The organism is Vibrio sp. SCSIO 43132, from assembly GCF_019904195.1.
Taxonomy (GTDB): Bacteria; Pseudomonadota; Gammaproteobacteria; order Enterobacterales; family Vibrionaceae; genus Vibrio; species Vibrio nigripulchritudo.
Genome location: NZ_CP063199.1, coordinates 1,816,723 through 1,842,869 on the forward strand (window position 1 = coordinate 1,816,723; position 26,147 = coordinate 1,842,869).

Sequence of the window (26,147 nt, forward strand, 5' to 3'; positions counted from 1 at the left end):
AACGCGAAATGAATTGGAATTTCTTTACCTTTTCAAAAACGCACCCAGGGAAGGTCAGACCCTACAACGAAGATTCTCTACTGGACTTATCTGCAAAGCGTGTCTGGGTTGTAGCGGACGGAATGGGCGGTCATGAAGCCGGTGATATTGCCAGTCAAATGCTGGTTGATACCATCGAAAAGTACGCGAATGAACATCAGGACTTTTCTATTGATGACCTGAGAAAAGCCGTTTTAGAAGCGAACTACGCGATATATGACTACGCAAGAAGTAACCTCGATGGGAAAACCATGGGGACAACGTTGGTGCTCTTGTACATTCAGGATGGGTTCTACCACTGCTTGTGGGTAGGCGATAGCCGTATTTACCTTATGAGAAACCATCAGTTAGTCCAAAAAACGCGCGATCACAGCCAAGTCATGGACTTGGTTGATCAAGGGCTGCTGAATTTTGATGACGCCGAGAGTCACCCTCTGGCAAATGTGATCACCAGAGCGATAGGGGTGGAACCCGATGTTGTCGTCGATCAGGTGTCTGGGCAACTGGTACCCGGAGATCAATTTCTGCTTTGCAGTGACGGTCTCACTAAAGAGCTAAACAATGCTGAACTGGCGAGAAGCCTTCAGGCAGATGCTGTTGCTCAGTCTGGTTTGGCACTTATGCATTCAGCCTTGGTGAAAGGCGCACAAGACAACGTAACCTGCGCACTGATAAAAGCAACCGCTGCGGAATATTCATCTGAGGTTGCACAATCTGATGATGCAACGGTTCCAATTTTCTCAAGGAGTCGATAATGATGTACGAAGCCTCCGATTTTGAATGGATCGAACAAGCACTTCTTCCTATATCTGAAGAAGCGCCAGCAGGTGCAGATCCGCGTTCTGATGTAAGCCCACAGTCGGCTTACTTCCGTTTGAAAGACCAGCGCATGGTCGCACGAAATGAAGAACGCAATGCGATCATCGTTGAAGAACCTCTACTCAATTACGTCAATCTCTGGATTCCGTTTCTTGAAACCGTTCCAGAGCAATTGTCCAATCACTCAAAAGATTTGGAACTGGTTGCCTGGGTGATTGAGGCGATGACGCGAGCCTATGGGTTCAAGGGATTTGCAGAGGGCTACCAATTAGCCGCTCAACTCATTGAAAACTTCTGGGATCATCTTCATCCGATGCCCGATGAAGATGGAATCGAGACACGCGTCACTCCAATCATTGGATTAAACGGAATAGAGAAAGAGGGCACTTTGCTGTTTCCTCTGTCTTCGATCCCTCTTACTGAGACTCATACTGGGCAGTCATACGCCTACTGGGAGTACCAGCAGGCGGTCGATCTGGAACGTTTAGACGAAGACAAGAAACGTCAAAAACTGGATGGCGGTGCTGTAGAGCTTAAGTCGATTCAAGACGCGGTTAACCAGTCTTCGAAGGAGTTCTACCAGCAGCTTGGAGAAGACCTTGCGTTAGCCATTGAAGCATTTAATCGATACAGCCAGTCCATGGATGATGCTTGTGGCGAAGTAATGCCAAGTTCTCATATCCAGAAGAAGCTTGAAGCCATTCAATCTGCACTTAACCACTTGGCTGGTGACAGGCTTAAAGCAGATGTGGCAGTAGAAACAGAATTAGAAGAAGTCGTTGAAGAGGCTGCAGACGGAACAGTAGAAACGGTTGCGGTACCTGCAGGTCAGCTGTTAGCGGCGAACTTGGCATCGAGAGAGCATGCCATAGAGCAGCTCAAAAAGATTGCGGAGTTCTTTAAGGAAACTGAACCACATTCTCCCGTTTCGTATTCAATCGAACAGGTAGTGAGGTGGTGTGATATGCCTCTGCCAGATTTGTTGGCAGAGCTTATTTCTGATGGAGAAGCCAAGAACGGCTACTTCCGTTTGGTTGGCATAGTAGACCAAGATGGCGAATAACAAATAAGGGAGAATCCTATGACGAGTATCCACTCGAAACTTTCACGAGTAAGGAAGCCTCGTGTTCATATTACGTATGACGTAGAAACTGAAAATGCTTCACTTAAAAAAGAACTGCCTTTTGTTCTTGGTGTAATGGGTGATTTTGCGGGACACAACACTGAAGCGCTAAAGCCGCTTAAAGACCGTCGCTTTATCCAGATTGATCGCGATAACTTTGACGACGTTCTAAAGAAAATGAGCCCGACTCTGTCGTTTAAAGTGGATAACAAGCTTGCTGATGATGACTCAACGTTTACCGTTGATCTGCGCTTCAATTCCATGAAGGACTTCGAGCCAGCTTCCATCGTAAATCAGGTTGATCCTTTACGTAAGCTAATGGAAACCCGAAACAAACTTCGTGACTTGATGACGAAAGTAGACCGTTCTGAAGAGCTGGAAGACGTACTGGAGTCCGTATTGAATAACACAGACAACTTAGAGAAGTTGGCTGGTGAACTGAACCTCAATGAAGGTGATAAGAAGGAGGGAGATGAGTAATGAGTACTCAAACTGAACAGCAGTTAGACCCTACCGTTGGTGAACAGAGTGCTTCTTTTCTAGAGCAGGCGATTGGTGCGACTAAGCAGACAGAAGCTTCACGTGCGGAAGAGCTGATCAAAACGCTAACCGAAGAAGCGATGAAAGGTACGGTAACCTGGAACAAGAACTTGACCGTAACTTTCCGTGAAGCGATTGCAGCTTTAGATAGTCAAATTTCAAAGCAGTTGGCTGCGGTAATGCACCACCCTGAACTTCAGAAGCTTGAGGGTACTTGGCGTGGACTGCAATATCTGACTTCAAATTCAGAAACAAGCGCAACGCTAAAAATTCGTCTGATGAGCATGACGAAGAAAGAGCTTCACAAAGACTTGAGTAAAGCGGTTGAGTTTGACCAAAGCCAGATCTTTAAGAAAGTATACGAATCAGAGTTTGGTAGCGCTGGTGGTGAACCTTACGGTGCACTGATTGGTGACTACGAATTTACTAACCACCCAGAAGATATTGAGACTCTTGGTCTTATGTCTAACGTCGCAGCAGCGGGCTTTGCTCCGTTCCTTTCTGCGGCATCTCCTGCGCTTTTCGGGTTTGATGAGTGGACAGAACTTTCTAAACCACGTGATTTGGAAAAAGTATTTGAATCTCTGGAATACACGCAGTGGCGTTCTTTCCGTGAAAGTGCGGACTCTCGCTTTGTTTCTCTGACTATGCCAAAAGTGCTTGCTCGTTTGCCATACGGTGAAGCAACAGCTCCGGTTGAAGAATTTGGCTATGAAGAGTTTGAAGTTGACCCAGTATCTGGCATTGCGATCAACGCAAACCACAATGATTACTGCTGGATGAACTCGTCTTACGTGATGGGTGCAAAACTGACCGATGCATTCGCTAAATATGGCTTCTGTACTGCTATCCGTGGTGCTGAAGGCGGTGGTCGCGTAGAAAACTTACCAACGCACTTCTTCCAGAGTGACGATGGTGACCCGGATATGAAATGTCCAACAGAAATCGGCATTACTGACCGTCGTGAAGCAGAGCTGAGTAAACTGGGCTTCTTGCCTCTTTGTCACTACAAAAATACCAACTACGCGGTGTTCTTTGGTGCTCAGACGTGTCAGAAGCCAGCTAAGTACGACAGCCCTGAAGCAACGGCAAACGCGGCAATTTCTGCACGTCTTCCATACATGATGGCGACTTCGCGTTTTGCTCATTATCTAAAGGTTATGGCACGTGACAAGATCGGTAGCTTCATGGAAGCAGAAGACGTTGAGTCATGGCTAAACCGTTGGATCCTGTCTTACGTGAACGCATCAGAAGGTGGCGGTCAGGAAATCCGTGCTAAGTACCCTCTGGCTGATGCAAAAGTACAGGTTAAAGAAATTCCTGGAAGCCCAGGTGCTTACAACGCTGTAGCGTGGTTGAAACCATGGCTACAAATGGAAGAACTGACTACGTCTCTTCGTCTTGTTGCGAAGATCCCTGAGTCAGGCGGTTAATAGGATAGACGGCTGACCCTCGGGTCAGCCATATCATCATGACAGAATTTCATTTTGTAGAACCAGAGCTGTTGATTCACGATGTGCAGACACCCCAAGACCCAACCTTGGATGCCATATGGCTCGACCGTTTTCTTGACTTACAGTCCGATTCACAATCTCTGAAATATTGGTGCGACGCAAACAACATTCGCAGTGTTGAAGAGATGCATCAAAGTTTACTGAGTGTTATTGATCTGATTGATGAGCAACTGAATGAGCAGATAAATGCGATTCTTCATCACGAGGAGTTCCAGGCTTTTGAAGCGGGTTGGCGTGGCGTCGAATATTTGGTGAATCAAAAAGACAGTTTTGGCTCCGAGCAAAGCTCCAAGATAAAGATTTTATCGTGCAGCTGGGAAGAGCTCAGACGGGATAGTCAGCGAGCTATCGAGTTTGACCAAAGTGGCCTGTTTAAACTTGTCTACCAAAATGAATTTTCTACTCCCGGAGGGGAGCCATTTGGTCTGATTGTGGGGAACTATTGCATCTCTCATCAAGCGGGAACTAACAAGCTTGATAGAGACATGACACTGGTTCGGAAGATCAGCCAGACAGCGGCAGCCGCATTCTGCCCGGTTTTGATTTCAGCAACTCCTAGTTTATTCGGAGTCGATGCATTTTCAGAACTGGCGACGATATTGGATGTGCATGCGCAATTTGACCAAATGGAATATAAGAACTGGCAGGCAGTCCGTGACAGTGAAGATGCTAAATTCGTCGCGGTTACGGTGCCTTACGTTCTTATGCGTCAGCCGTACAAATACGATGGTAGTCGACTGGATGCTTTTGCGTTCAAAGAAAAGGTGACCAATTCAGAAAGCGATATGCTGTGGGGCAGTGCTTCGTTTTGTTTCGCTGCTACAGTTCTAAGGGCCTACAGCGAATCGGGATGGTTTGCCCATATCAGGGGATTGAAAGCAGGAAGTTACGGACAGGGAGTGATACTTCCACCTGTAGGTAGCCAGATGCAATTCCCGGGTAAAGCGAAAAGACACCGCTCCCCAGTGAATTATCAAATCTCTGAATCAAGAGAGTTGGCGCTATCTGACTGTGGATTTATTCCACTTTCACCAGTATCAGACAGCCCGCTGATTGCCTTTACTTCTAACTCTTCATTGCACAAGCCAAAAGTGTATGAAGAAAAGGGAATTACGGTGAACTCAAGGCTGTCTTCGATGCTGCAATACACATTGTGTGTCGCGCGCATTGCTCACTACATCAAGGTAATGGGGCGCGACAAAGTGGGTAGCTATCAAAATGCAGCGAGCATTGAGGGCGATTTCCAACGTTGGTTGCATCAGTACACCACAGCGTCAGATGAAGCTTCAGATGAGTTGAGGGCTAAGTACCCGCTCAACGAAGCAAAAATTCAGGTTAAAGAAAAACAAGGCAGTCCTGGGCATTACTATTCGATCATTCATTTGAGACCACATTTCCAACTCGATCAGATGGTTTCAAGTGTCAGATTAATCACCGAACTTGCTCCGGACAAAACGATATAAATAAGGAAAGTCTCATGTCAGATTGGCAGCAATTAGTACGTCAAGCAAAATTGCAGGAAACACTGGATTCGGTCATCCAGTCAATCAAGTCAAACCCAAAAGATGCCGCTCTCAGAAGCTATTTTATTGAGCTGCTTTGTATTGACGGGCAGTTAGAACGAGCTGACGAACAACTGATGCAGGCGACAAAACTCTTCCCGGAATTCCTGGCTGGTGCAAGCCAGATTCGCCATCTGGTAAAAGCCGCACAAGCGCGAGTTGATTTTGTTCAGGGTGGAGCTACGGCAAACTTCTTAGGTTCCAATGAACAGCAGTACGCCACATTGACCCAATTGAATCTCGCTATTCACGAGGGGAATGAAGAAGAAGTAGAACGTCTGAGTGAAGAACTTGAGTCTTTGAGACCAGAAACGACACTGACCATTAACGGTACTGAGTATCCGGATGTGCGTGATATCGATGATTCATTAAACGGCTTTATCGAACTCTATAGCTCAACAGGTAACTACTATCTGGCACCACTTGATCAGGTTGAATACCTGAACATTAAACCTGCCAGCAACTTGCTGGAAATCATCTGGCGACCAGTCGAGTTCTCGATTAAAGGCATCACGGAAGGTGAAGCTCATATACCTCTGACATATTCTCGTAGCGACAGAGACGCGAACAAGCTAGGTAAAGAGACGGATTGGCATCCAGTCGTTGAAGACAAGGTGTTTGTCGGTCATGGACAAAAAGTCTGGCTAGCGGGTGAAGGTGCACTGCCATTAGCCACCATCGAAAATATCGAGAAAGAAAAGCAAGAAGCTGAAGCGTAGTAGATAGCGGATGGAAAATAGATCCCATGTTGGCAATGGCGTTTCTTTGCTAGACAAGCTTATCGATTTAGACCCGAGTACAACTGTTGATACTCAGTTTCCACTGAGTAATCAACAGGTAGTAAAAGGGCTGATAAGAGACGTAGAAGCGTTGCTCAATACTCGTTTGAGTTGGGTAAAAGTTGACAATGACTTACCAGAATTACGTCAGTCACTTTTAACTTATGGCTTGCCAGACTTTTCTTCGATGCCTTTCAGCAGCAAGGATGGGCAGCAGCACCTGTGCCGGATTGTGAGAGAAACAATCTTAGAGTTTGAGCCTCGGTTCAAGGAAGTTCTTGTCGCGATTATTGAAGACAAAGAACAGCTAGACAGGATTTTGCGCCTGCGGATTAATGCCGTCTATGAGTTAGGTAAAAAGCACCATGAACTGGTGTTAGATTCCGAAGTAGAACCGGTAAGTTTAGGAATAACGGTGAGTGAATCGGCATGAGTGATGAATTCTTAAAGTACTACAACCGTGAGCTCGCGTATCTACGACATAAAGGTCAAGAGTTTGGTGCAACGTATCCGAAAATCGCAGCACGGCTGAAATTGAGTGAGGAACAGGTTGAAGATCCTCACGTTGCCAGAATCATGGAAGGCTGCGCTTTTCTTACTGCACAGATTCGTCAGAGTCTGGATAACAGTTTCCCTCAATTGACGGAAGCACTTATAGGTCAGTTATTTCCCGACTTCCACGCTCCGATCCCATCGATGAGTGTGGTTAAAATTGACAGCGATGAGTCGGCGACATCTAAGGTAACAGTAAAGAAAGGTGAGTCGGTTACTTTTGATGCCCCTGGGTTTAAGTCTTGTCAGTTCAGAACATGTTATGAAACCGACGTACTCCCGTTAAATATCAGTGAAGCGTCGTTTGAAAACGCACCTTTTAGAGGACAGTTGCTCGATATTGAAAAAGAGGCTAAATCGGTACTCAAGCTCACTCTGAAAGGGGCGAGCAAAGAAATTGAGATCAATGGGCTGAACTTTGATTCTCTGCGCCTGTTCTTTAACGGGCAACCTCAGGTCACATACAAATTACTTCAGTTTTTCCTTCAGTCAGCAATCGGTATGGCTGTTGTTGTAGATGATGAAACTCGGCGTCAGTTGACTCCACGCCATATTAAACCTGTGGGTTACGAGGCAGAACACTCCGTTGTGCCTTACAGCAAAAGAAGTTTTGTTGGTAGCCGCTTGTTGGTTGAATACTTCCTGTTCCCAGAAAAGTTTCTGTTTGCCGATTTGCTTAACTTGGAATCCGCTTGGTTTGGCGATCAAGACGAGGCTGAATTCTGGATTTACTTTGATCAAAGCTGTGACTGGCTAGAGAAGCAGGTGACAAAAGACACAGTCCTTCTTGGCTGCACACCGGTGATAAATATGTTCAGCCACGCGATGGAGCCAACTCGAATTGTAGCATCGGAGTACGAATTCCCGCTTTATCCAGAGCACCTCGAACCCGACACAACTGAAGTGATTGGTATTCAGGAGATAGGTGTTCGTAGCTGGCAGATGAAATATCAGAGTCTGCCGCCGTTTTACGCAGGGGAACATACAAACTACCTTTCAGAGCACGAAATCTACTGGACGATGCGCCGTGAAGACAAAAGCTGGGCTGGTGGGTTTGATGAGCCTGGACGAGATGTCTATGTTTCTTTTGTCGATAAAGAACACAAATTGTTTACACCGGACAGCAAAGACAATTGGGTGATGTCAGCTCAGGCATGGTGTTGTAATCGGAACCTGCCTAAGAAGCTTCCTTTTGGTGGTGGAATGCCCAACGTCAACTTACCGGACGTAAAAGATAACTTCGACAGCACCAAGTGTCTGGTTGCACCAACAGAAACGATTCGTCCGTCCATGGATGCAAGTTCCCGCTGGCAATTTGCCAAGCTACTGACTCTGTCACATTTCTCTGGTTCTGATGGACTAAAAACGTTGCGAGAAACGCTCAATCTCTATGCATTCAAAGCGTCACCAGAATCTAAAGCCATGATTGATTCAATCGTATCTATGGACGCCAAGCCTGCGACCGGGCGGGTGAATCAGAAAGGGCGAGTGGGTTTCTGCCATGGCACCGAAATTACACTTGAAGTTTCTGACAGTGCTCAATCTGAAGAACAAATCTTCTTCCTGGGCAATGTATTGTCGACGTTCTTCGCGCAGTACGCCGAGATCAATACATTTACCAAGCTCTGTATTCGTTTAAAGAGTTCAGGAGACGTTTTCCATCGTTGGCCTGCTTTGTGCGGTGACAAGGTGTTGCTATGAAGCAAGAAAAGTTTCTGGAAAGCCTTGATAAAGAAAAACTGTTCGAATCGCTTCATTTGATTGAACAATTTCTTCTGAAATCAGAGTCGAATTTAGGAACGGATCATCTTCCAAGTCAGGAAAATATCGAACTCAAAGTTGCGCAGCAATTGGGTTATGAGATTGGAGAATTCACCAAAATAAAGCCTAAGCACAATCAGAGTTTGATTGTAATGACCAATCTGATTGGGCTAACAGGAGAAAATGGTGTTCTACCCAAGCACTATAGCGAGTTGATCCTACAAAGGTTGAAAGCGGATGATCCTACGCTTCAGGACTTTCTGGACATTTTCAACCACCGAATCTTGTCACTTTTCTACCGAACCTGGCAAAACTTTCAGCCAACAGTTCAGCATCGAAGAGTATCCCAGAATACGTTCTCACCTTGGGATCAGGTGTTGACGTCCCTTACTGGCAACCTTGGTGACAGGGCTATCCATTGGGGGGGGCTTTTTGGCAAACCAGTCAAAAGCCGGGGTGCCATCCAGGCTTGCCTGGAATCCCTTTCCGGTTGTGAAGTCGAAATTCATGACTTTAAAGGGAGGTGGATGCAGCTAACCAGCGATGAGCAAACACGTTTGTGTTCGAAGAAGATGCCAGAAGGGCAGTTTTCCGAGCTTGGACGGGGGGCGAGTCTGGGGCAAAAGGCTTGGAACGTAAATGCTGGATTTACCGTTGAATTCACCGCAAAAGGGCAGGACCAAGTGCACGGCATGATGCCCAAAGGTGAGCGAATCACAGAAATAAAAGCGCTTTGTCAGGATTTACTGGGCGAAACCGCATCAATTGAATGGACTCTGACGGCTGAATATAAGCATTTGCCCAAAGTGCAACTCAAAAAAAGTGGGGGAAGGCTAGCGCTTGGTAGCGTACTCGCTCCACACAAACGATCTGAAAACAACACTATCACTATCCGAATTTAAGCAACATCAGTTAGGCGATACATAAGGAAATATCCATGACATCACTATCTTTAGCTGCACTAGTGGAGAGGCTAACTCCAGATGCAAAAGCATCACTAGAGCAGGCAGCGGCACTAGCGAGTAGCCGAACTCACCACAGTATTGAAATGACCCACTGGTTAATTACTATCTTGCAACAGCAAGGTACGGTAATTCAGACGGTGTCTGAAGAGTTTGGATTGAACGTCTTCAAGCTTGAAGATGATATTCAAAACAGCTTAGAGAAACTGAAAACAGGCAGCCAGACTGTACCAGGCTTGTCAGCGCATACAGTGACTATTCTGAAGAGTGCTTGGATGGTGTCCAGCATCGAGTTTTCAGATGAACAGATTGATGTAATTCACCTGTTATATGCACTTTTAAACGACGATACGTTGTTTGCTGTTACCTCTGCCTTTGGTCAGGAGCTCGATAAAATTAGCCCCGAAGCTTTGCTGCATTTCTGGCACAGCGCTGATCGCAAGACTCAGCAAGCTGCGCCAGCGCAAAAAGCGTCGACTAAGGCACTTGACCAGTTCACCATTGACCTGACAGATCAAGCAAAGGCAGGTGAAATCGATCCAGTTGTAGGTAGAGATAATGAGATTCGCCTGATGATCGACATCTTGTTAAGACGCCGTCAGAACAACCCGATTCTGACAGGTGAAGCAGGTGTAGGTAAAACAGCTGTAGTTGAAGGTTTGGCGTTAAAAGTGGTTCAGGGAGATGTACCACCTGCGCTACAAGGGGTTTCAATTAAGTCTCTGGATCTGGCATTGCTTCAGGCAGGTGCAGGCATGAAAGGTGAGTTTGAAAACCGACTTAAGTCTGTGGTCAAAGAAGTGAACGATTCGCCTACACCTATTATTATGTTTATCGATGAAGCACATGGCTTAATCGGAAGTGGTGGTCAGGCAGGGCAAAGTGATGCTGCAAATATTCTCAAACCAGCCTTAGCTCGTGGAGAGCTACGTACTATTGCCGCGACTACATGGGCCGAATACAAAAAATACGTAGAGAAAGACGCCGCTTTAACTCGACGATTCCAGGTTGTTCAAGTTGAGGAGCCAGCTCCAGAACTCGCAGTGGAAATGCTCCGTGGGTTAGTTCCTGTGATGGAAGGTCACCACGGTGTTCACATTACCAATGAAGCATTAAAAGCCGCTGTGTATCTATCAGACCGATACATACATGGTCGCCAACTTCCGGACAAAGCCGTGTCTGTTTTAGATACTGCCTGTTCCCGTGTAGCGCTTAGCCAGTCGGCAATGCCTGGGCAGCTAGAAGCTCTTGAAAAAACGCTCGAACAAAAAGTTGCTCAAATTGAGCAGTTGGAAAAAGAGCAGGCTCTAGGTCATTCCCATACTGATGTCCTTGCCGCTTTAAGCAGTGAAAGTGATGAGTTAAAAGCGGAGATTTCTGAGCTTAAATCAGTTTGGGAAAAAGAATCTGAGTTAGTTAGCCAGTCTAAGCAATTAAAAACAGAAGTTCTGGAAGACAAAATCGAAGGTGCCTTAGAAAAGCTGGTTGAAGTCGAAGCGACGCTAGCAGAAAACAAGACGCCACTTGTATTCTCACACGTTAATGAGGCGTTAGTTTCTGAAATCGTATCAGACTGGACAGGTATTCCACTTGGCAAACTTCAGAATGATGAGATAAACAGTCTTCTGACATTAAAAGAGAAGCTATGCGAAAGGGTTGTCGGTCAAGATCACGCTTTACATACTATGTCTGAAGTCATCAAGACTGCTCGCGCCCAGCTTAATGAAGAAACCAAGCCTAATGGTATTTTCTTCCTGACCGGACCGAGTGGTGTCGGTAAGACGGAATCTGCACTGGCAATCGCAGAGCAGGTTTATGGCAGCGAGGATAACGTAACGGTTATCAACATGTCGGAATTTAAAGAGGAGCACAAAGTTTCTCTGCTTCTGGGATCCCCTCCAGGCTACGTAGGGTACGGTGAAGGTGGTGTTCTGACTGAGGCTGTCAGAAGAAAGCCATACAGCGTTATTTTGCTTGATGAGATGGAAAAAGCTCACCCTGGGGTTCAGGATGTGTTCTATCAAGTCTTTGATAAAGGAACCATAAAAGATGGTGAAGGGCGCGACATTGATTTTCGCAATACCATAATTATCATGACTTCGAACGCTGGCACTGATACCACCATGGAGCTGTTCCAGGATCCTGAGCTTGCCCCAGATATTGATGGGCTGAGAACCGCTTTGCGTGATGACTTGCTAGAAAGCTTCAAACCTGCATTCCTCGGCCGAGTTAATGTGATTCCATATGTGCCTCTAAATCGTGATGTTCTGACTGAAATCGCGAAAATACAGCTGAACAAAATTGGTAAGCGCCTTGCAGCTAATTACAGCGCAGAGTTTGAATATTCTGATGAACTCGTAGGTGCACTTATCGACAATTGTAATGAAGAGGGTAGCGGCGCTCGTGCAATACAGACAATTATTCAAAATAGTCTGTTGCCTAAGATTTCAGATGAGGTACTTATCGCTATATCGGAAGATAAACCTATTAATAAACTAGTTATTAAAGGCAAGCTAGATAATATATCCATCAATATTAAATAACTCATTTGTCATTAAATGGAATTAAATGCGGGGCAATTCAAATTAAGTGTTTTTTCCTTAATTTAAGCTATTAAAATGATTGAATATAAGTTATAAAAACGCATATTTAATTAGTCGTAAATGACTTAATTGTAATTAACTTCCCAATGCAAATTTCTGTATTGGGATAATTCCTTGCTCATTAAATTGAGTTGAAATAATCAATGCTATAGGAGATTAGCATGCAGTCAAATACATACCTTAAATACGCTGATATTAAAGGTGAAGCTACTGCTGAGCAGTACAAGGATCTGATCACTCTACTTTCTGTTGATTGGAGCGTTGGTCGTGAAATTACTTCTTACACTGGTACAGCACAAGACCGTGAAGCAAGTTCTACTCGTCTTTACGACTTGACTATTACTAAACTTCAAGACCGTGCTTCTCCAGACCTGTTCAAAGAAGCGACTATCGGTAAAGGTAAGCCAGCTGTTTTCCACATCACTAAGCAAGGTGAAAAAGTGGAAGAAATCATGAAGATCGAACTAACTGATGCAATGATTTCTAACTACGCTGTGTCTATCCAAGACGACCGTCCAGTTGAAACAATCACTATTTCTTACACTGAAATGATGATGACTGTTACTCCAACTGACGACAAGAACAACACTGTTGCTCCTCTTGTTTACGGTTACAGCGGCGTTAAAGGTCAGCAAATGTAATTCATGTTGCGGGGCAGCGATGCCCCGCACTTGTTTCAATCAGTAAGAAGTTTGTAATGAAAAAAGCGACACAAAGTAATAACTTTATAAAGATCTCTACAGCATTTGGGTACGACTCCATTATTCTGAATAGCTTCCAATATTACGAAGGACTTTCAGAACTTTTCTCACTACAAGCTTTAGCCTATTTCAATGGCACTCAAGGGGATTTATCCCAAGTTATCGGCAAGCCAGCAGTTATTCTTATGGATAACAACGCACTTGTTACAGAAGACCCAAGGTATTTTCATGGTGTGGTTACCAATGCTCGTATTTTAGGCAGCCGAGTTACTTCTGGGCACGAAGGTGAAAATTATAAAGATATTGAACTTACAATTCGTCCAAGACTGGCACTTTGTGAGTTTCGGAAAAATAATCGAATTTTCCAAAATAAAGATGTAAAAGAAATAATTTCATTAATATTAGGCGAACATGCTGTAGAGTTTGCACTGAAATTAAATAAAACCTATCCAAAATATACATTCAAAGTTCAATATAATGAAAGTGATCTTGAATTTATTCTAAGACTTTTATCAGAAGAAGGTATTAGTTTTAGTTTTGTCCATGAAGAATCTGGTCACAAGCTAGAGTTATTTGATGATTTAAGTTTCTACCAACCTAGTACTGAAGCGGCTATTTCTCATAGCACTGGCAGTTCAGAATTCGCACATGTTTCTTCTTGGCAGGAAACCCAATCGATCACGACAAAAGCGAGTTGTTTGTCCGGCTTTGATATGTTGAAGCCGAATAGTCTTCCTAGTCATAACGTTCAGATGAAGCCTGCCTCTTACACACCTCCAATGAGTGAATACTACGAATACATGGGGGAAGAGGAAACTGGCGATAAGTATGCTTACAAGAACCAGCACATTCTCGAATCGCTTCAACGTGAAAGCCAAATTTTTTCAGGTACGGCAAGTTGTCGTACTTTTACCACGGGCCAAACGTTTAAGTTTGATGCCCATGAAGACAAGGCGTTTGTCGGCAAAGAATTTGTTCTGACCCATGTCTCTGTGAATGCTTCGGTGTTTAACCAGACAGGTAGTCATGGAAATGCAGGGCAGGGAGTAGAAGTACAATTCTACTGTATGGATGTGAAAAAGCTTTTCCGTCCACCGCTGCCTAAAGCGAAGCCTAGAATCCAAGGTATTCAGACCGCCATAGTAACGGGTCCGAGTGAAGGCGATATTCACGTTGATAAGCATGGTCGAATAAAGGTCCAGTTCCACTGGGATCGTGAAGGTAAACGAGACGCACAAAGCTCTTGCTGGATCCGTGTCGCGCAGCAGAGCGCGGGTAACGGATGGGGAAGTACTTTCCTTCCTCGTGTAGGGCAGGAAGTGATCGTCGAGTTTGTTAACGGCGATCCTGATCAACCGATTGTTATGGGTGTGCTTTACAACGGTGCTAATGCGACCCCATATGCTCTGCCCGACAAGAAAACGCAAAGTGGTATCAAGAGTCGCTCTGTAAAAGGAGGCTCTAGCAACTTTAATGAGGTGCGCTTTGAAGACAAGCCAGGAAAAGAGCTTTTGTATCTTCACGCAGAGAAAGACTATCAATCGGTTGTGGAAAACAACGCAGACATACTTGTTGAAAACGACAAAGTACAAACAGTCACCAACAATGAAGCACATAACGTCGGTAAGAATTTAAGTGTCGATGTTGGTGAAATTCTCTCTCTTACCGCAGGAAAAAGCATTGAACTAAAGGTTGGTGGCGCGTCCATCACTATGTCGAGTTCTGGAGAAATAAACATCAAAGGCAACCAAGTCGCCATAAACGGATCAGCGATAGATTTGAAAGCCGGAAAGATCGCTCTGAACTAAGTAGAAAACCTTATTTGGACGACAGAAAGTTCAATTTATTAGAAGTGCAATAAGTTGGAAGTTGAATGCCACTGACATTTGAACCACTGGTTCTCAAAGTTGGAAAACATGATTTGGTGGATGTTCTGAAAGGCGAGAGTGAATTCTCATCTGACTGGGAAGACTCGAAAGATTTTTGTGGTGTGGCTAACCGAATTATTAAAGGTCAATCTGAAAGTAAGATAGAACGCCTGCGCGACATCGCTAAACGGAATATCAATTACTTGGAGCAGAATAAAGAGTCTGCTCCTTGCGTCGTTTTGCTTCCTGAAAAAGAAAGTGGGGAAGATTACAGCGCGTTGTATACAGATTTAAAGCAGTACTTTGGTCCCCTGCAAAGCAGTGCACCAAAACTTATCTACCCCTTTGGCAGGGCGTCATTTCTGATGTCTTTTAAGAAGCTAAGCCGTTTGCTGGATGAGCACGAATCAGGAGTCTGGGTTTTAGGGATAGATACAGATGCAGCGTTCCTTAAAAAGGAGCAAGAAGAAGAGCCAAAAGAGGTGGCGTGCAACGACAGCTTTTTCTTAGTCAAAGTTAAGAAAAGTAAAAACGGCTTGAATTACGGTTGGGGGCTCATTGATGTATCTACTCTTGATAAGCAAGTTGGAGAAAGTACTCGCTTTATATTCAGAGCCAGTGCGAAGCGAGCAAAGCAGCGTTATAGCCATCTCTCATTACCTTTTACAGTTCCTAAAGATGCCGTATCTGACTGGAACAGCGAAATACACCATTTACATAAATATTTAAATGAAAACACAGAGTTCAAATTTCTCGAGACAACATTTGGTGATTTAGGCGCTAACAGTGGCTTATGGAAAGTGATTCACACTTCAAATGTGCAAGAGAAAGATCCTGTGGATGGCTTTTGTCATTTTCAAATGGACGTCTCTGATAACAATTTTAGAGCAGCCGCCTCATTTACATGGCAGTTATAAAGAGCTTAGGTATCAATGATTAGGGAAAATTTTAGCAATACAATCCAACGAGGAACTGAGAAATTCACATTCTCATCTCAGAATCAAGGGAAAGGTACAGCAAAGGTATTCCAGAGTGAAAACGAAGCCATCAACTTTGTTGCGCAGTTCTTTTCTCGTTCAGACTCTCAATCATTGCAATTACTAGGTGAACTGAACAATGTTTCCGGTTTCCAATCTCTTTCACCGTTAAAACCTGAAGAACGCCTGCCTGCTCAAGCAAAGCACCTGGGGAAATTGCTCTATCAACAGCAACTATTCTGTAGTGTTGAAGTGAGTGCACCACCCATTTCGTCATCTGTTCCCATTGAGTTGGAATACAGTGAACCAGAAGAAGAAAAACGACCTTCGGACGGCAAAGCTGAAGAGGAACAAAACGAGAACGCGACCAGTGATGAAGACACTCCTGTTAGTGCCAAAGAACACGAAACCGGCGGTGACCCTGTTTCTATGGTTACGGGTGAAGAGCTTTTATCTCTGGATGACTTCACAAGTTCAAGTGGCTTGGTGTGGACTCGCCATTATCGCTCATCAAAGTGCAAACAGTCTGTAGGATTGGGTCTGGGATGGCGACATTCGTTCCTTCTTGAATTCAGCGAGATACAAGACGAAGAAGGTGAGGTTGCATCCTGGAAATTCATCGATGACATGGGCGATGCCATTGAGTTTCCTCCCGTAGGAAAAGGCGCAACGAGCTACCAAATTAAAGCGGGTTCGTCTTGTCTGAACCATAAAAACGGATACCGAGTTATTACACTGCCAGACGGTAACCAATACAAGTTTCTCAAGCATCATGAAGACTGGAAACTCAGCCAGATAAGGGAAAACGCTCTTAAACAGATAGATCTGAGATACTCTTCAAACGGTCGCCTGATTGAAGTCCAGACAAACGGTGTGTCCGATTTATGTTGTCAGTACGACAAAGAAGGAAAGTTGGTTGGATTACGTTGCCCGCATACCGACAAGCTGGTCGTAGAGTATGATATAGACGAATACGATCACTTGATTGGTGCGTCTGATCAAAATGGTCTGCAAGAGAAGTATACCTACACAGACAGCGCACTATTACTGACCCGCCAACGACCTTCCGGATTTACCCACTACTTCGAATGGCAGGGAGAGGGGGCAAAAGCCAAATGTGTACGTAACTTTGGTGATGAAGGCATCTATGATTACCGATTTGAATTTGGTGAAACGGAATCCAGCTATCAGGACACCTTAGGTCATACTTGGCAGTTTAAACACGATGGCAATGGGAAGCTGCTAGAAAAAGTAAGCCCTGAAGGGCGAAAAAGTGTTTGGGAATACGACGACCTTGGAAGGCTTTCAAAAGAAAGCGAACCCAACGGTACTTACAAGAAACGTTACTACAACGAGTTTGGACAGTTATCTGCCATGCAACACAGCAGTGGTGCAAAGACAGAATACCAATATGATTCGTATGGTGTGTTGTCAGCGGTGATTCACCCCGATGGTGAAGTTAGTAAAAGAGAAGTCAATAGCTTAGGTCAGCTCATCTGGAGCCAAAACCCCAGTCAGGTCTCGACACAATACCAATACGATAAAAAAGGGCGCTTGATTGAAACAGCAAGTTCTCAAGGCTCTCTCAAACGCTGGTGGTGGGGAGAAGAAAACCGAATCCAAGGTATTCAAATTAACCACTCGCTGATCCGGTACAGCTACAATGCAGAAAACCGAGTCAACGGTTTGGCTTATCCAGATGGCATGTATGTGACTCTGGAGCACAACGCTCACGGTCAGTTGACTCGCCAAAGAACATTTCATGATTTTGACAAAAGTGTATCGCGAGAACATACCTACGATTATGACGACGCAGGCAGAGTCACTTCGATAACCACACCTAATGGTTCAACCAAATTTGAGTGGGGGACGCTGAATCAGCCTGACAGCCTCATCAAACAAGATGGCAGTGGACTTTCATTTGAATACGATGCCGAAAGAAACCTCACTGCCATCAATCGAAGTGACAACGCGAGTTACCAGCTTTCTCTTTCTCCTGATGGGCAGCTAATAGAAACCAAGGGATTCGATGGTGTTCAAAACCAATACGGTTACGATGACAATGGTCAGATAAATGCTGTTATCTCTGGTCAGCGAGCCATCCATGTTGAATACAACCAACATGGTGATATGGCATCCATCAGCGCCAGAAATGAAGGCTATTTCAACGAATCTCATTTTCAGCATAGTTTTGGCGGCAAGCTGCTGACGGCGAGTAACAGCAGCCGAGCGATAAAGAATCAGTATGATCCCCATGGTTTATTAACTGAGGAATGGCAGTCAAATTATCTCATTCAAAACCAGTACAACCATCAAAAGCTTTGCGAAAAGAAGTCTCTACCCAACGGGGATGAGCTGTACTTTGATTACAGCGAATTTGGTGAGCTGACTGGCGTCACCTACCAGTCCCAATCTAAGTTAGAACAAAGCCCTGCCAAGGTGACTATTGCCTACGACAATATGGCAAGGGTTCAGACCCTTCAATATGGGAATGCTCAGTCCGAGCTTCGTACTTACGATGGACTTGGAAGGCTGAAACAGCAAGACTGGGGGACACGAAATCGTCACTATCGCTACGATGTTTCCGATAACTTAGCAAGCAGCATCGACAGCGAGTTAGGTCATCATCATTATCACTACGATGCGCTATCGCAACTGACTCGGGTAAAAACACCTGACGAAGTATTCAAATATCGATTCGATAGCTTTGGCAACCCAGAAAGCGAAGAATCGGTCGTAGAGCATGACCGTCTTATTGAGCATGGTGGATTGCGTTATCAATACGACGACCAGGGTAATCAGATTCGAGTCTCGGGTGGAGATTCCCTGCAGCGACGCGAATTCAACGCATTGAATCAGCTTGTGATGGTGAATCACAACGGGAAGCTCGCGCACTATGAATATGATGCTTTGGGAAGGCGAAGCAAAAAAACAACAGAAAGCGGTACAACCGAGTTTATCTGGCAAGGTAGCCAACTCATTGGTGAAGTCAGCGCGAATCATTACCGCTGGTATGTTTACCTTCCTAAGTCCCATGCACCTTTGATGCTGATCGAAAATGGTCTGTGTTTCTTCTACCAGAATGACCACTTGGGCACACCCATAAGGCTGGTAGATACCTCTGGCAACGTAGTTTGGCAAGCGTCTCACAACCCACTTGGGCAAGCCAGCATAGACATTGAAGAAGTCAGAAACCCTCTTCGTTTCCAAGGGCAATACTTCGATGAAGAATCAGGTTTACATTACAACCTAGCGAGATATTACGACCCTTGCTCAGGACGCTTTATCCAACCAGACCCAATTGGTTTGCTAGGCGGTATTAACCACTACCAATACGCCCCAAACCCGATTATGTGGATTGATCCATCAGGTTTATGCTGCGAGCAGCCTGATACTGCCGTAAAAGCTGGAGATACGGATTCGCAGCCAGAAAAGCGAGTCGTCTATGCAATGGGGTCGGGGAACCTTCTATCTACGGCAAATGTGAATTCGCCAACATACCCACTACATCCCCAATCAGCAGGAACCAATATTGGTGGCAAGTATGTCGAAGGAGCGGCTGAATTACTGGTATCAGGAGTCTATAACACCGCAGTGGATGTAGTTGCTGGTCTGGCAGGTTTAGCACCATTAGCGATCGGTGACTTAGAAACCTCTGTAAACTGGATTGAAGGCATACAAGATACGCTAAGTTACACACCTAACACTGAAGGTGCAAAAATGATAGGGGAGCACCTATCAGATTATGTGCAAGCGTATGAGAGCACGATGGAAAGTGCAGGAGATGCAGTTTTAGACGCTACTGGCTCACCACTTGCAGCAACACTCACTCATAAATCAGTGGAGATTGTTGGAACGTTGGCTGGCGGGCGAGTGCTTATGAAGTCATCGAAGAGTGTGCCTAAGAGTGGAAAACAATTATTCAACTTAAAATCCCAGTTGGATGAGCAATACAAATTGTGGTTGGAAAAAAATCCAGATAAGCGACTTCCTGAAAATGTAGTTTTTGGTGGAAAATTAGGGAATGGTAAAGCGACTGCCACGGATAAGCAGATAAGAAATGAAATTCGCTCAGAAGTGGGTGATGTTTTACCTAGGTTTAATGATTTCAACGAAGGAAATATTGCATTTGCTAACGTAGAAATAGATGGTAATAATATGTTTCTTAAAGCATTCAGTGGAGATGAAGCTCAGATTCCTGGTTATTTAGATGCTATACCAAAGCAAGAGCAGTTGTTACCATCCAAAGTATACGGTGGGCACGACCGATGGTCTGACACTGAACATAAAATTCTTGAAAACGTTTTAAGGCAAACAGATGAAAATTCGACGGGAAGCATTCGATTATATTCTGAAAGACAAATATGTGGCTCGTGTGAGGAAGTCATAAAACGATTTGCTGTGGCAAGACCAAATATACAGCTAGAGATAGTGGTTGGTCGAGTAGGAAAGAAAGTTGAGATAGATGGAAAAAGTGTTAGAAATACTTTTATGAGTGAGTAAGTTATGAACAATGACTCTTTTGAGTTTCGAGTGAACAAACTAAAGAAAAATATAAAGAATCCGGGACTTGCAATGGAAGACAATCTCACGGAGCTAGAATCTCTATTAGAGTTGTCTCCTGTTTCCACAGAATTACTTTGCATGAAAGCTGACTTGCATTATGAGTTAGCAGCGGTTACTGATATGTCCCACAAAGAAAAACCCATTGACCTCTATAAGCAGGCTCTTGCAATTGATAAAGATAACTACGAAGTTGTTACTAAGCTAGCAATTTATCTTAGTGTAGTACTAGAAGACTATTCAGATTCGCTAGATTACTTTGCTAAGTCTGTAAACTTGAGGTCAGATGAGGATGTATATTTGTTATATGCTGAAGCACTTGCAAATCTTGAAAGACCTAACGAAGCAATAGAAATCGTAAAAGATAGTGAACTAGATGAGGATGCTATTCAACGTATTGTTGAGGATATAACTGAAGAGTACCTATAAGGTAAGTATATATTAGTCATGTACTAATGATAGGGGCAACTGCCAGATCAGGTCCGAATCAGTACATATAAGATTTGAAGTTTCAAACTTACATATAAGGTTTTCTATTTCTCAATTCACAAAAAAGACCGGTCATAAACACCGGTCTTTTTACTTACCACATCAGCACATAGCCTTACCTAAGTAACAACCTTAGTCAGTGTTTCCATTCTCGGAATCTGTTTCATTTCATGAGCTATTTGCTCAGCTTCTGTTCCAACGATGACTTGTAAATTGTTGGTTCCAATTCTTACTACACCCATAGCACCAATATTCTTTAGGGTAGTTTCGTCTGCCAGATCACGGTTCTTGAGTGTCAGTCTTAATCGAGTGATACAAGAATCGATGCTAGTAAGATTTTCATGTCCCCCTAGTGCTTTCAGGTAATGCCTCGCTTTTTCGCCGATTTCAATCTCTTCTGAATCACCTTCTACAAGCGCTTCTCGTCCTGGGGTTTTTAAATCAAACTTAACGATAGCAAAGCGGAATACGCTGTAGTAAATCGCAGAGAAGCATAACCCTTGAACAATCAACATGTATGGCTTAACAGCAAGTGGCAGGTTGAATGATAGGGCAAAATCGATAAGACCGCCGCTGAAGGTAAAGCCGGCAATCCACTGCATACTTGCTGCGATGTACATTGATAGTGCAGTTAAAATAGCGTGAATGACATAAAGAACAGGTGCAACGAACATAAAGGCGAATTCAATCGGTTCTGTAACGCCTGTTAGAATCGCAGTAAATGCCGAAGCTCCTAAAATTCCGCCTACCTTTTTCTTGTTTTCCGGTATTGCGCAATGGTACATAGCCAAACATGCGGCTGGAAGCCCGTACCCCATAACAGGGAAGAATCCGGCTTGGTAAATACCTGTGATACCCAGCTCGCCGGTTCCCGACCAGAACTTTGAAATATCACTGATTCCAACCAGATCGAATAAAAATACCTGATTCAGCGCATGGTGGAGCCCAACAGGGATCAGCAGACGGTTAAAGAAGCCGTATAAACCCGCTCCCGTTGCGCCAAGTTCTGAAATTGCGATACCGAAGTTAACAAGCGAACCGTACACAACCGGCCAGACATATACCATCACAAGGCTAATTAAGATTGCGGCAAACGAAGTGACGATAGGTACGAAGCGACGCCCTCCAAAAAAGCCAAGGACTGCAGGAAGCTGAATGTTGTGGAATCGGTTGTAGAGTGTTGCAGCCACAATACCAATCAAAATACCAGTGAATGCACTAACGGCTGCACCTGAGGCGATGACCTGAGCCTGGGACATGTCATCCACCGGAACGCCAGTTATTTGGGATATAACCGCTACGTTCCCGACAATCATCTCGATAATCAGAAGACCCAAAAGACCCGATAATGCGGCAGCGCCGTTGTTATCTTTTGCCAAACCATACGCGACGCCAACCGCGAACAGCCACGCCTGATTATCCATTATCCCTTTTCCGCCAAACACTAAGATGGTAGCTAAAGCACTATTGGCGCCCCAACCAGCAGGGTCAATGGCGTAGCCTAAACCCAGCATCAATCCACCTGCTGGTAAAACGGCGATGGGAACCATCAACGCTTTACCTATTTTTTGTAAGTACCCGAGAATATTCACGTTATTTCCTCTTTAGTTATCAATAGTTACCGAGAATCTCATCTCGGCATTTCCTGATTAAAAGACTAAAGAGTGCAGAATTAAGAGGCTTTTTCTGTTGAGTTAACTTTTGTTCACATTCGCAATTTCGATTGTTTTATGTGACACAAGTTGTATCAGTAAGCAGATTGCGTGACGAGAACGCGCGAGCATCTATCATCCTCCGTTGACCGATGCTATCTTTTTGATAAAGCGAACTATAAGGAACATCAAAATGGATTTTGATTGGGTAGAGTGGTTTGGTTATCTGGCATCTCTGGTGGTGCTGGTTTCGTTAACAATGACATCGATCATTAAGCTAAGAGTGATCAACTTCATCGGCTGCCTTTTGTTTGCAGCTTTCGCTTATTTTATTGATTCCTATCCCACCATGTTTATGAACCTCGGTATTGCAGGAATCAATGTCTATTATCTCTGGAATATCTACAGTACCAAAGAGCGCTTCAAGCTTATCACCGCCTCGGTAAAATCAGAGTATTTCGACCACTTTGTGTCGACCAATCAAAATGATATTGAACGGCAAGTTAAGGTTGATGAACTTAAAGATGCAGGTACTGCTTTCTATATGCTTCGCAACAACAGTATTGCAGGTGTTTTGGTGGGCAATATAAGTGAAGCAGGAACGTTTCGTATCTTGCTGGACTACGTAACCCCCGAATTTCGCGACATGAAGTTGGCGCAGTTTTATTACCAGTCTCATCCGGAATTCATGAAGGAGAGGGGTGTTAGGTTGCTAGAAGCACACGCCAAAACGGCTGAGCATCACGAATACCTGACAAAAGTTGGGTTTACTCGTTCAGACAAAGACAATACTATCTATATCAAGAATTTATAAACTCAATCCCCCAGAGGGAGGTACAACGTTATGGCTATAAAGAACATTATTTTTGATGTCGGGAACGTCATTGTGAAGTGGTCACCTACCGATATCATAGCTCGCACATTCAATTTGTCTGGTGATGAGTGTCAGGCGATGGCAAACACAATTTTCCAACATCAAATATGGCTGGATATCAATAAAGGGAAAATCAGCGAGCTAGAAGCGAAACTCGCTTATCAGGAGCAACTCCAGCTTACTCCCAACGAAACCGACGTACTTTTCTATCAGGTGAAAGCGACCCAGGAGTTACTCCCAGGCACCTTCGATATGATGAAAGAATTGAAAGAGAAAGGGTACGCTCTGTTTGGCTTGACGGACAATGTGAACGAGATAGTGTCGCACCTCAAAACCACTTACGATTTTTGGCCGCTATTTGATGGTGCGATTGTGTCGGCTGAATGGTCGGTACTCAAACCAGACCCGAAAATCTATCAGCTAGTGAACGACAAATGTGGCATTCGATCAGAGGAATCAGTTTTTCTGGACGATATGCCACAAAATATTGAAGGCGCCAAAAAACACGGATTTGAAGCCTTTCAGTTTACAACAGCTGAGCAAGCTCGTGAGGACTTAAGAAGTCTGGGAGTGGCAATCTAACTCTTCTTGTGCATGGCGGGCTTTCTCTGGTGAAGAGAAGCTCAACAGAGCCAGCGATGAAAGGAAAGTCGCCATGCTGATTCCCACTCGAAATAGATTCGCTGCGTTCCAGTTATCTCTCACTTCTTGCCAATCCAAAGGTACAGCCGACGGATCCCATGACTCGGTGTAATAGTTAAGTAGTAAGTTAATGAACTTAGTAAACATGATGATTCCCAGAAAATAAACCAGCGCTACAAGTATCCAGAAGATACCTTCTCTTTTTGAGGATTGAAAAGTCGCGACTCCGGTTATTGCTGGCAAAAGTCCCGCACCAAAAAAGCAGATAAAAAATCCTGAGTGTCTGACATTAATGTTGAAGAGAGATTGAACCGTCGCATAAGTCTCGCCATCAACCTCCAGCATTGCATAGTTAACGTTGAAGCTATAGGTTGCAAAGAAACCCGCCATTAAACCAAGTAGTAAAGTCGAAATCCCTCGAAGCGCCACTTTCATGTTTGTCTCCGTTCATGTATTTGAAGTTTTAAATAGCATGAAAGGATTGAATTCGGCTGTACTTATCATTTGGTAAGTCGGATGGATTTTTTTATTCGTGAAAACGATTCAGCTGTCACACCCAAGTAGCTGGCAATGTGTTTGTCGGGGATCTCTCTGAATTCTGGTCTCGTTGATAAAAGTTTTAGATACCTTTGACTTGCTGTGAGTTGTAGCCAGTCTTTCTCTCGGCTGAATTTATCTTCCAGCACTCGCTCCATCCAGAGTAAGGCGAAATCATTCCAGTCGTTTGAATGCTGAAAACAACGCTGAAAGTCATCAAACTTCCATGTCCAGCTATGGGTAGCCTCTATCGATTCAATGAAAAATCCAGCTTCACTGGTGCGTAAAGAAGGGGTAATTGGCCAGAGAATGGAACCTGGTAGGAAAAAAGACTTGTTGTGTTCACGCCCTTCAATATCAAGGTAATACATCCTTACTAAGCCCGATTCAATTAAAAATACAGTCGTCCACGGTTGGTTTGAATGAAGAAGAACAGACTGTGGTTCAAACGAAACGCGTTTAGCGGATGCAGACAAAGCATTCTTTGTGCCTTCGTCAAGATGAGCAAAATGATTGGAGTTGTCGATAATGTCAAAACTCATAGAGGTAAGCTGTTCTATTCATTATTTTCTGATAAATCGTTGTTGGAAAGTTTCCAGCGAGCGATTAGTCGTTTCTGTCTCTTTTTTAAGAAACCAAATAATTGAGGTTTACATATTCCTATATTGGAATATATTGATTGTATGGCTAGAGCAAAAACCACCTATGACCCGTTTAATGCAATTGCAGAACCTAAAAGGCGAGAACTTTTAGAGAAGCTTGCAGGGAAAGAAATGACTGTGACTGAACTGGTAGATTTGCTGGGTTGGAATCAACCCGCAGTATCTAAGCATTTGGGTGTTCTTAAAGCAGTCGACTTGGTCCATGAACGTAAGGAAGGGCGGTTTAGAGCATACAGCGTCAACGGTGAACAACTTAAATTGATCCAAAACTGGGTAATTCAATTTGAGCAATACTGGACCCATACTTTAGACAGTTTGGGAGATTACCTTCAAGACATTCAACAAGGGGACAAGGATGAATGATCAAATCGTAGAACCGACCATTCTAACTCGTGAATACGACGCACCAATTCAACTGGTGTTTGAGGCATGGACGAAAGTAGAGCACCTCTCTAAATGGATGGTGCCTATGCCGGGAGTATCCTGTGAATTTACGAAAGCCGATATCAAAGCGGGTGGTGAATCACTGCATAAAATGACCATGCCAAATGGGTTCGAAATGTGGCTGTATTCTAAATACCTGGAGATTGTGGAGCCACACACAGTTGTATTTGTACAATCTGTTTCGAACGAGCAAGGGGAAATATTGCCAAGCCCTCAAATGCCTAGCTGGCCAAAAGAAATGAAAACCACGGTGAAACTGGAAGAGAATGGCAGTAAAACCAAGCTTCAACTGATTTGGGAGCCAGTGAATGCGTCTTCTGAAGAAGTTGCCGCTTTCGATTCTTCTCGTGAGCAACACGGAGCAGGTTGGGGCTCAGGCCTCGAAAGTCTTGAGAAATACCTGTCCGAGGTCTAAGTTATTACATCTAAGGTTTGTTGGCAGCTCGTCGTATTTAATTCAATCACGAAGAGCTGCCTTCCAATT

At 44.3% G+C, this 26,147-nt stretch carries 22 protein-coding genes; 19 read left to right on the forward strand and 3 right to left on the reverse strand.

The window, feature by feature from the left end:
* The first annotated feature begins 8 nt into the window (after window positions 1-8).
* The 15 genes from INR79_RS08195 (at window position 9) to INR79_RS08265 (ending at window position 20,792) form a co-directional block, all read left to right on the forward strand.
* Entirely contained in the window at window positions 9-794 is a 786-nt protein-coding gene (locus tag INR79_RS08195; protein WP_223096767.1) for a PP2C family protein-serine/threonine phosphatase, read from the forward strand.
* Complete coding sequence (tssA, locus tag INR79_RS08200; RefSeq protein ID WP_022550485.1) at window positions 794-1,921, forward strand: type VI secretion system protein TssA; 1,128 nt, start codon at window positions 794-796, stop codon at window positions 1,919-1,921. Before INR79_RS08195 ends, tssA begins: the two co-directional genes overlap by 1 nt.
* Window positions 1,922-1,939: 18 nt before the next feature.
* Window positions 1,940-2,461: a type VI secretion system contractile sheath small subunit gene (gene tssB / locus INR79_RS08205; RefSeq protein WP_004408930.1), complete on the forward strand. Its 522-nt coding sequence runs from the start codon at window positions 1,940-1,942 to the stop codon at window positions 2,459-2,461.
* Window positions 2,461-3,954, forward strand: coding sequence for a type VI secretion system contractile sheath large subunit (tssC, locus tag INR79_RS08210; RefSeq protein ID WP_022550486.1), 1,494 nt, complete (start codon window positions 2,461-2,463; stop codon window positions 3,952-3,954). The genes tssB and tssC (INR79_RS08210) overlap by 1 nt, the downstream gene beginning before the upstream one ends.
* A gap of 38 nt (window positions 3,955-3,992) precedes the next feature.
* Window positions 3,993-5,498 carry a type VI secretion system contractile sheath large subunit gene (tssC, locus tag INR79_RS08215; protein ID WP_022550487.1) on the forward strand — a complete coding sequence of 502 codons (1,506 nt, stop codon included), beginning with the start codon at window positions 3,993-3,995 and terminating at the stop codon, window positions 5,496-5,498.
* A 14-nt stretch (window positions 5,499-5,512) separates the two neighbouring features.
* Window positions 5,513-6,316, forward strand: coding sequence for a type VI secretion system accessory protein TagJ (locus INR79_RS08220; RefSeq protein ID WP_223096769.1), 804 nt, complete (start codon window positions 5,513-5,515; stop codon window positions 6,314-6,316).
* Between the two features lie 10 nt (window positions 6,317-6,326).
* On the forward strand, window positions 6,327-6,809 hold the full coding sequence (gene tssE / locus INR79_RS08225; RefSeq protein ID WP_004408937.1) for a type VI secretion system baseplate subunit TssE: 483 nt from the start codon (window positions 6,327-6,329) through the stop codon (window positions 6,807-6,809).
* Window positions 6,806-8,629: a type VI secretion system baseplate subunit TssF gene (gene tssF / locus INR79_RS08230; RefSeq protein WP_223096771.1), complete on the forward strand. Its 1,824-nt coding sequence runs from the start codon at window positions 6,806-6,808 to the stop codon at window positions 8,627-8,629. The genes tssE and tssF overlap by 4 nt, the downstream gene beginning before the upstream one ends.
* Window positions 8,626-9,591 carry a type VI secretion system baseplate subunit TssG gene (gene tssG, locus INR79_RS08235; RefSeq protein WP_223096773.1) on the forward strand — a complete coding sequence of 322 codons (966 nt, stop codon included), beginning with the start codon at window positions 8,626-8,628 and terminating at the stop codon, window positions 9,589-9,591. Before tssF ends, tssG begins: the two co-directional genes overlap by 4 nt.
* A gap of 35 nt (window positions 9,592-9,626) precedes the next feature.
* On the forward strand, window positions 9,627-12,194 hold the full coding sequence (tssH, locus tag INR79_RS08240; protein WP_223096775.1) for a type VI secretion system ATPase TssH: 2,568 nt from the start codon (window positions 9,627-9,629) through the stop codon (window positions 12,192-12,194).
* 221 nt (window positions 12,195-12,415) lie between these two features.
* Window positions 12,416-12,895: an Hcp family type VI secretion system effector gene (locus INR79_RS08245; protein WP_004408945.1), complete on the forward strand. Its 480-nt coding sequence runs from the start codon at window positions 12,416-12,418 to the stop codon at window positions 12,893-12,895.
* Between the two features lie 56 nt (window positions 12,896-12,951).
* Window positions 12,952-14,763: a type VI secretion system tip protein TssI/VgrG gene (tssI, locus tag INR79_RS08250; protein ID WP_223096777.1), complete on the forward strand. Its 1,812-nt coding sequence runs from the start codon at window positions 12,952-12,954 to the stop codon at window positions 14,761-14,763.
* Between the two features lie 65 nt (window positions 14,764-14,828).
* Entirely contained in the window at window positions 14,829-15,740 is a 912-nt protein-coding gene (locus INR79_RS08255) for a hypothetical protein (RefSeq protein WP_223096779.1), read from the forward strand.
* Window positions 15,741-15,755: 15 nt separating this feature from the next.
* Entirely contained in the window at window positions 15,756-20,303 is a 4,548-nt protein-coding gene (locus INR79_RS08260; RefSeq protein WP_223096781.1) for an RHS repeat-associated core domain-containing protein, read from the forward strand.
* A gap of 3 nt (window positions 20,304-20,306) precedes the next feature.
* Window positions 20,307-20,792 carry a RagB/SusD family nutrient uptake outer membrane protein gene (locus INR79_RS08265; protein ID WP_223096782.1) on the forward strand — a complete coding sequence of 162 codons (486 nt, stop codon included), beginning with the start codon at window positions 20,307-20,309 and terminating at the stop codon, window positions 20,790-20,792.
* Between the two features lie 179 nt (window positions 20,793-20,971).
* On the opposite strand, the gene nagE is transcribed toward INR79_RS08265, so the two are convergent.
* Window positions 20,972-22,444 (reverse strand): N-acetylglucosamine-specific PTS transporter subunit IIBC, encoded by a 1,473-nt coding sequence (gene nagE / locus INR79_RS08270; protein ID WP_223096783.1) that lies wholly within the window; start codon window positions 22,442-22,444, stop codon window positions 20,972-20,974.
* A gap of 253 nt (window positions 22,445-22,697) precedes the next feature.
* Here nagE and INR79_RS08275 point away from each other — a divergent pair, with 253 nt between their 5' ends.
* Together INR79_RS08275 and INR79_RS08280 are read left to right on the forward strand one after the other, a co-directional pair.
* Window positions 22,698-23,318, forward strand: coding sequence for a hypothetical protein (locus INR79_RS08275; protein WP_223096784.1), 621 nt, complete (start codon window positions 22,698-22,700; stop codon window positions 23,316-23,318).
* Window positions 23,319-23,348: 30 nt separating this feature from the next.
* The gene (locus INR79_RS08280; protein ID WP_223096785.1) at window positions 23,349-23,960 is read left to right on the forward strand and encodes an HAD family hydrolase; all 612 of its coding nucleotides are present in this window, start codon (window positions 23,349-23,351) and stop codon (window positions 23,958-23,960) included.
* Here INR79_RS08280 and INR79_RS08285 read toward each other — a convergent pair.
* A complete protein-coding gene (locus INR79_RS08285; RefSeq protein WP_223096786.1) occupies window positions 23,934-24,455 on the reverse strand; it encodes a DUF1772 domain-containing protein in 522 nt (173 codons plus the stop codon). The two genes, INR79_RS08280 and INR79_RS08285, sit on opposite strands and share 27 nt — an antisense overlap.
* 65 nt (window positions 24,456-24,520) lie before the next feature.
* Window positions 24,521-25,099, reverse strand: coding sequence for a Crp/Fnr family transcriptional regulator (locus INR79_RS08290; RefSeq protein ID WP_223096787.1), 579 nt, complete (start codon window positions 25,097-25,099; stop codon window positions 24,521-24,523).
* Between the two features lie 141 nt (window positions 25,100-25,240).
* On the opposite strand from INR79_RS08290, the gene INR79_RS08295 reads away from it, so the two are divergent.
* Together INR79_RS08295 and INR79_RS08300 are read left to right on the forward strand one after the other, a co-directional pair.
* Window positions 25,241-25,582 (forward strand): ArsR/SmtB family transcription factor, encoded by a 342-nt coding sequence (locus INR79_RS08295; RefSeq protein ID WP_022550504.1) that lies wholly within the window; start codon window positions 25,241-25,243, stop codon window positions 25,580-25,582.
* Window positions 25,575-26,078, forward strand: coding sequence for an SRPBCC family protein (locus INR79_RS08300; protein WP_223096788.1), 504 nt, complete (start codon window positions 25,575-25,577; stop codon window positions 26,076-26,078). The genes INR79_RS08295 and INR79_RS08300 overlap by 8 nt, the downstream gene beginning before the upstream one ends.
* The last annotated feature ends 69 nt before the right edge of the window (window positions 26,079-26,147 follow it).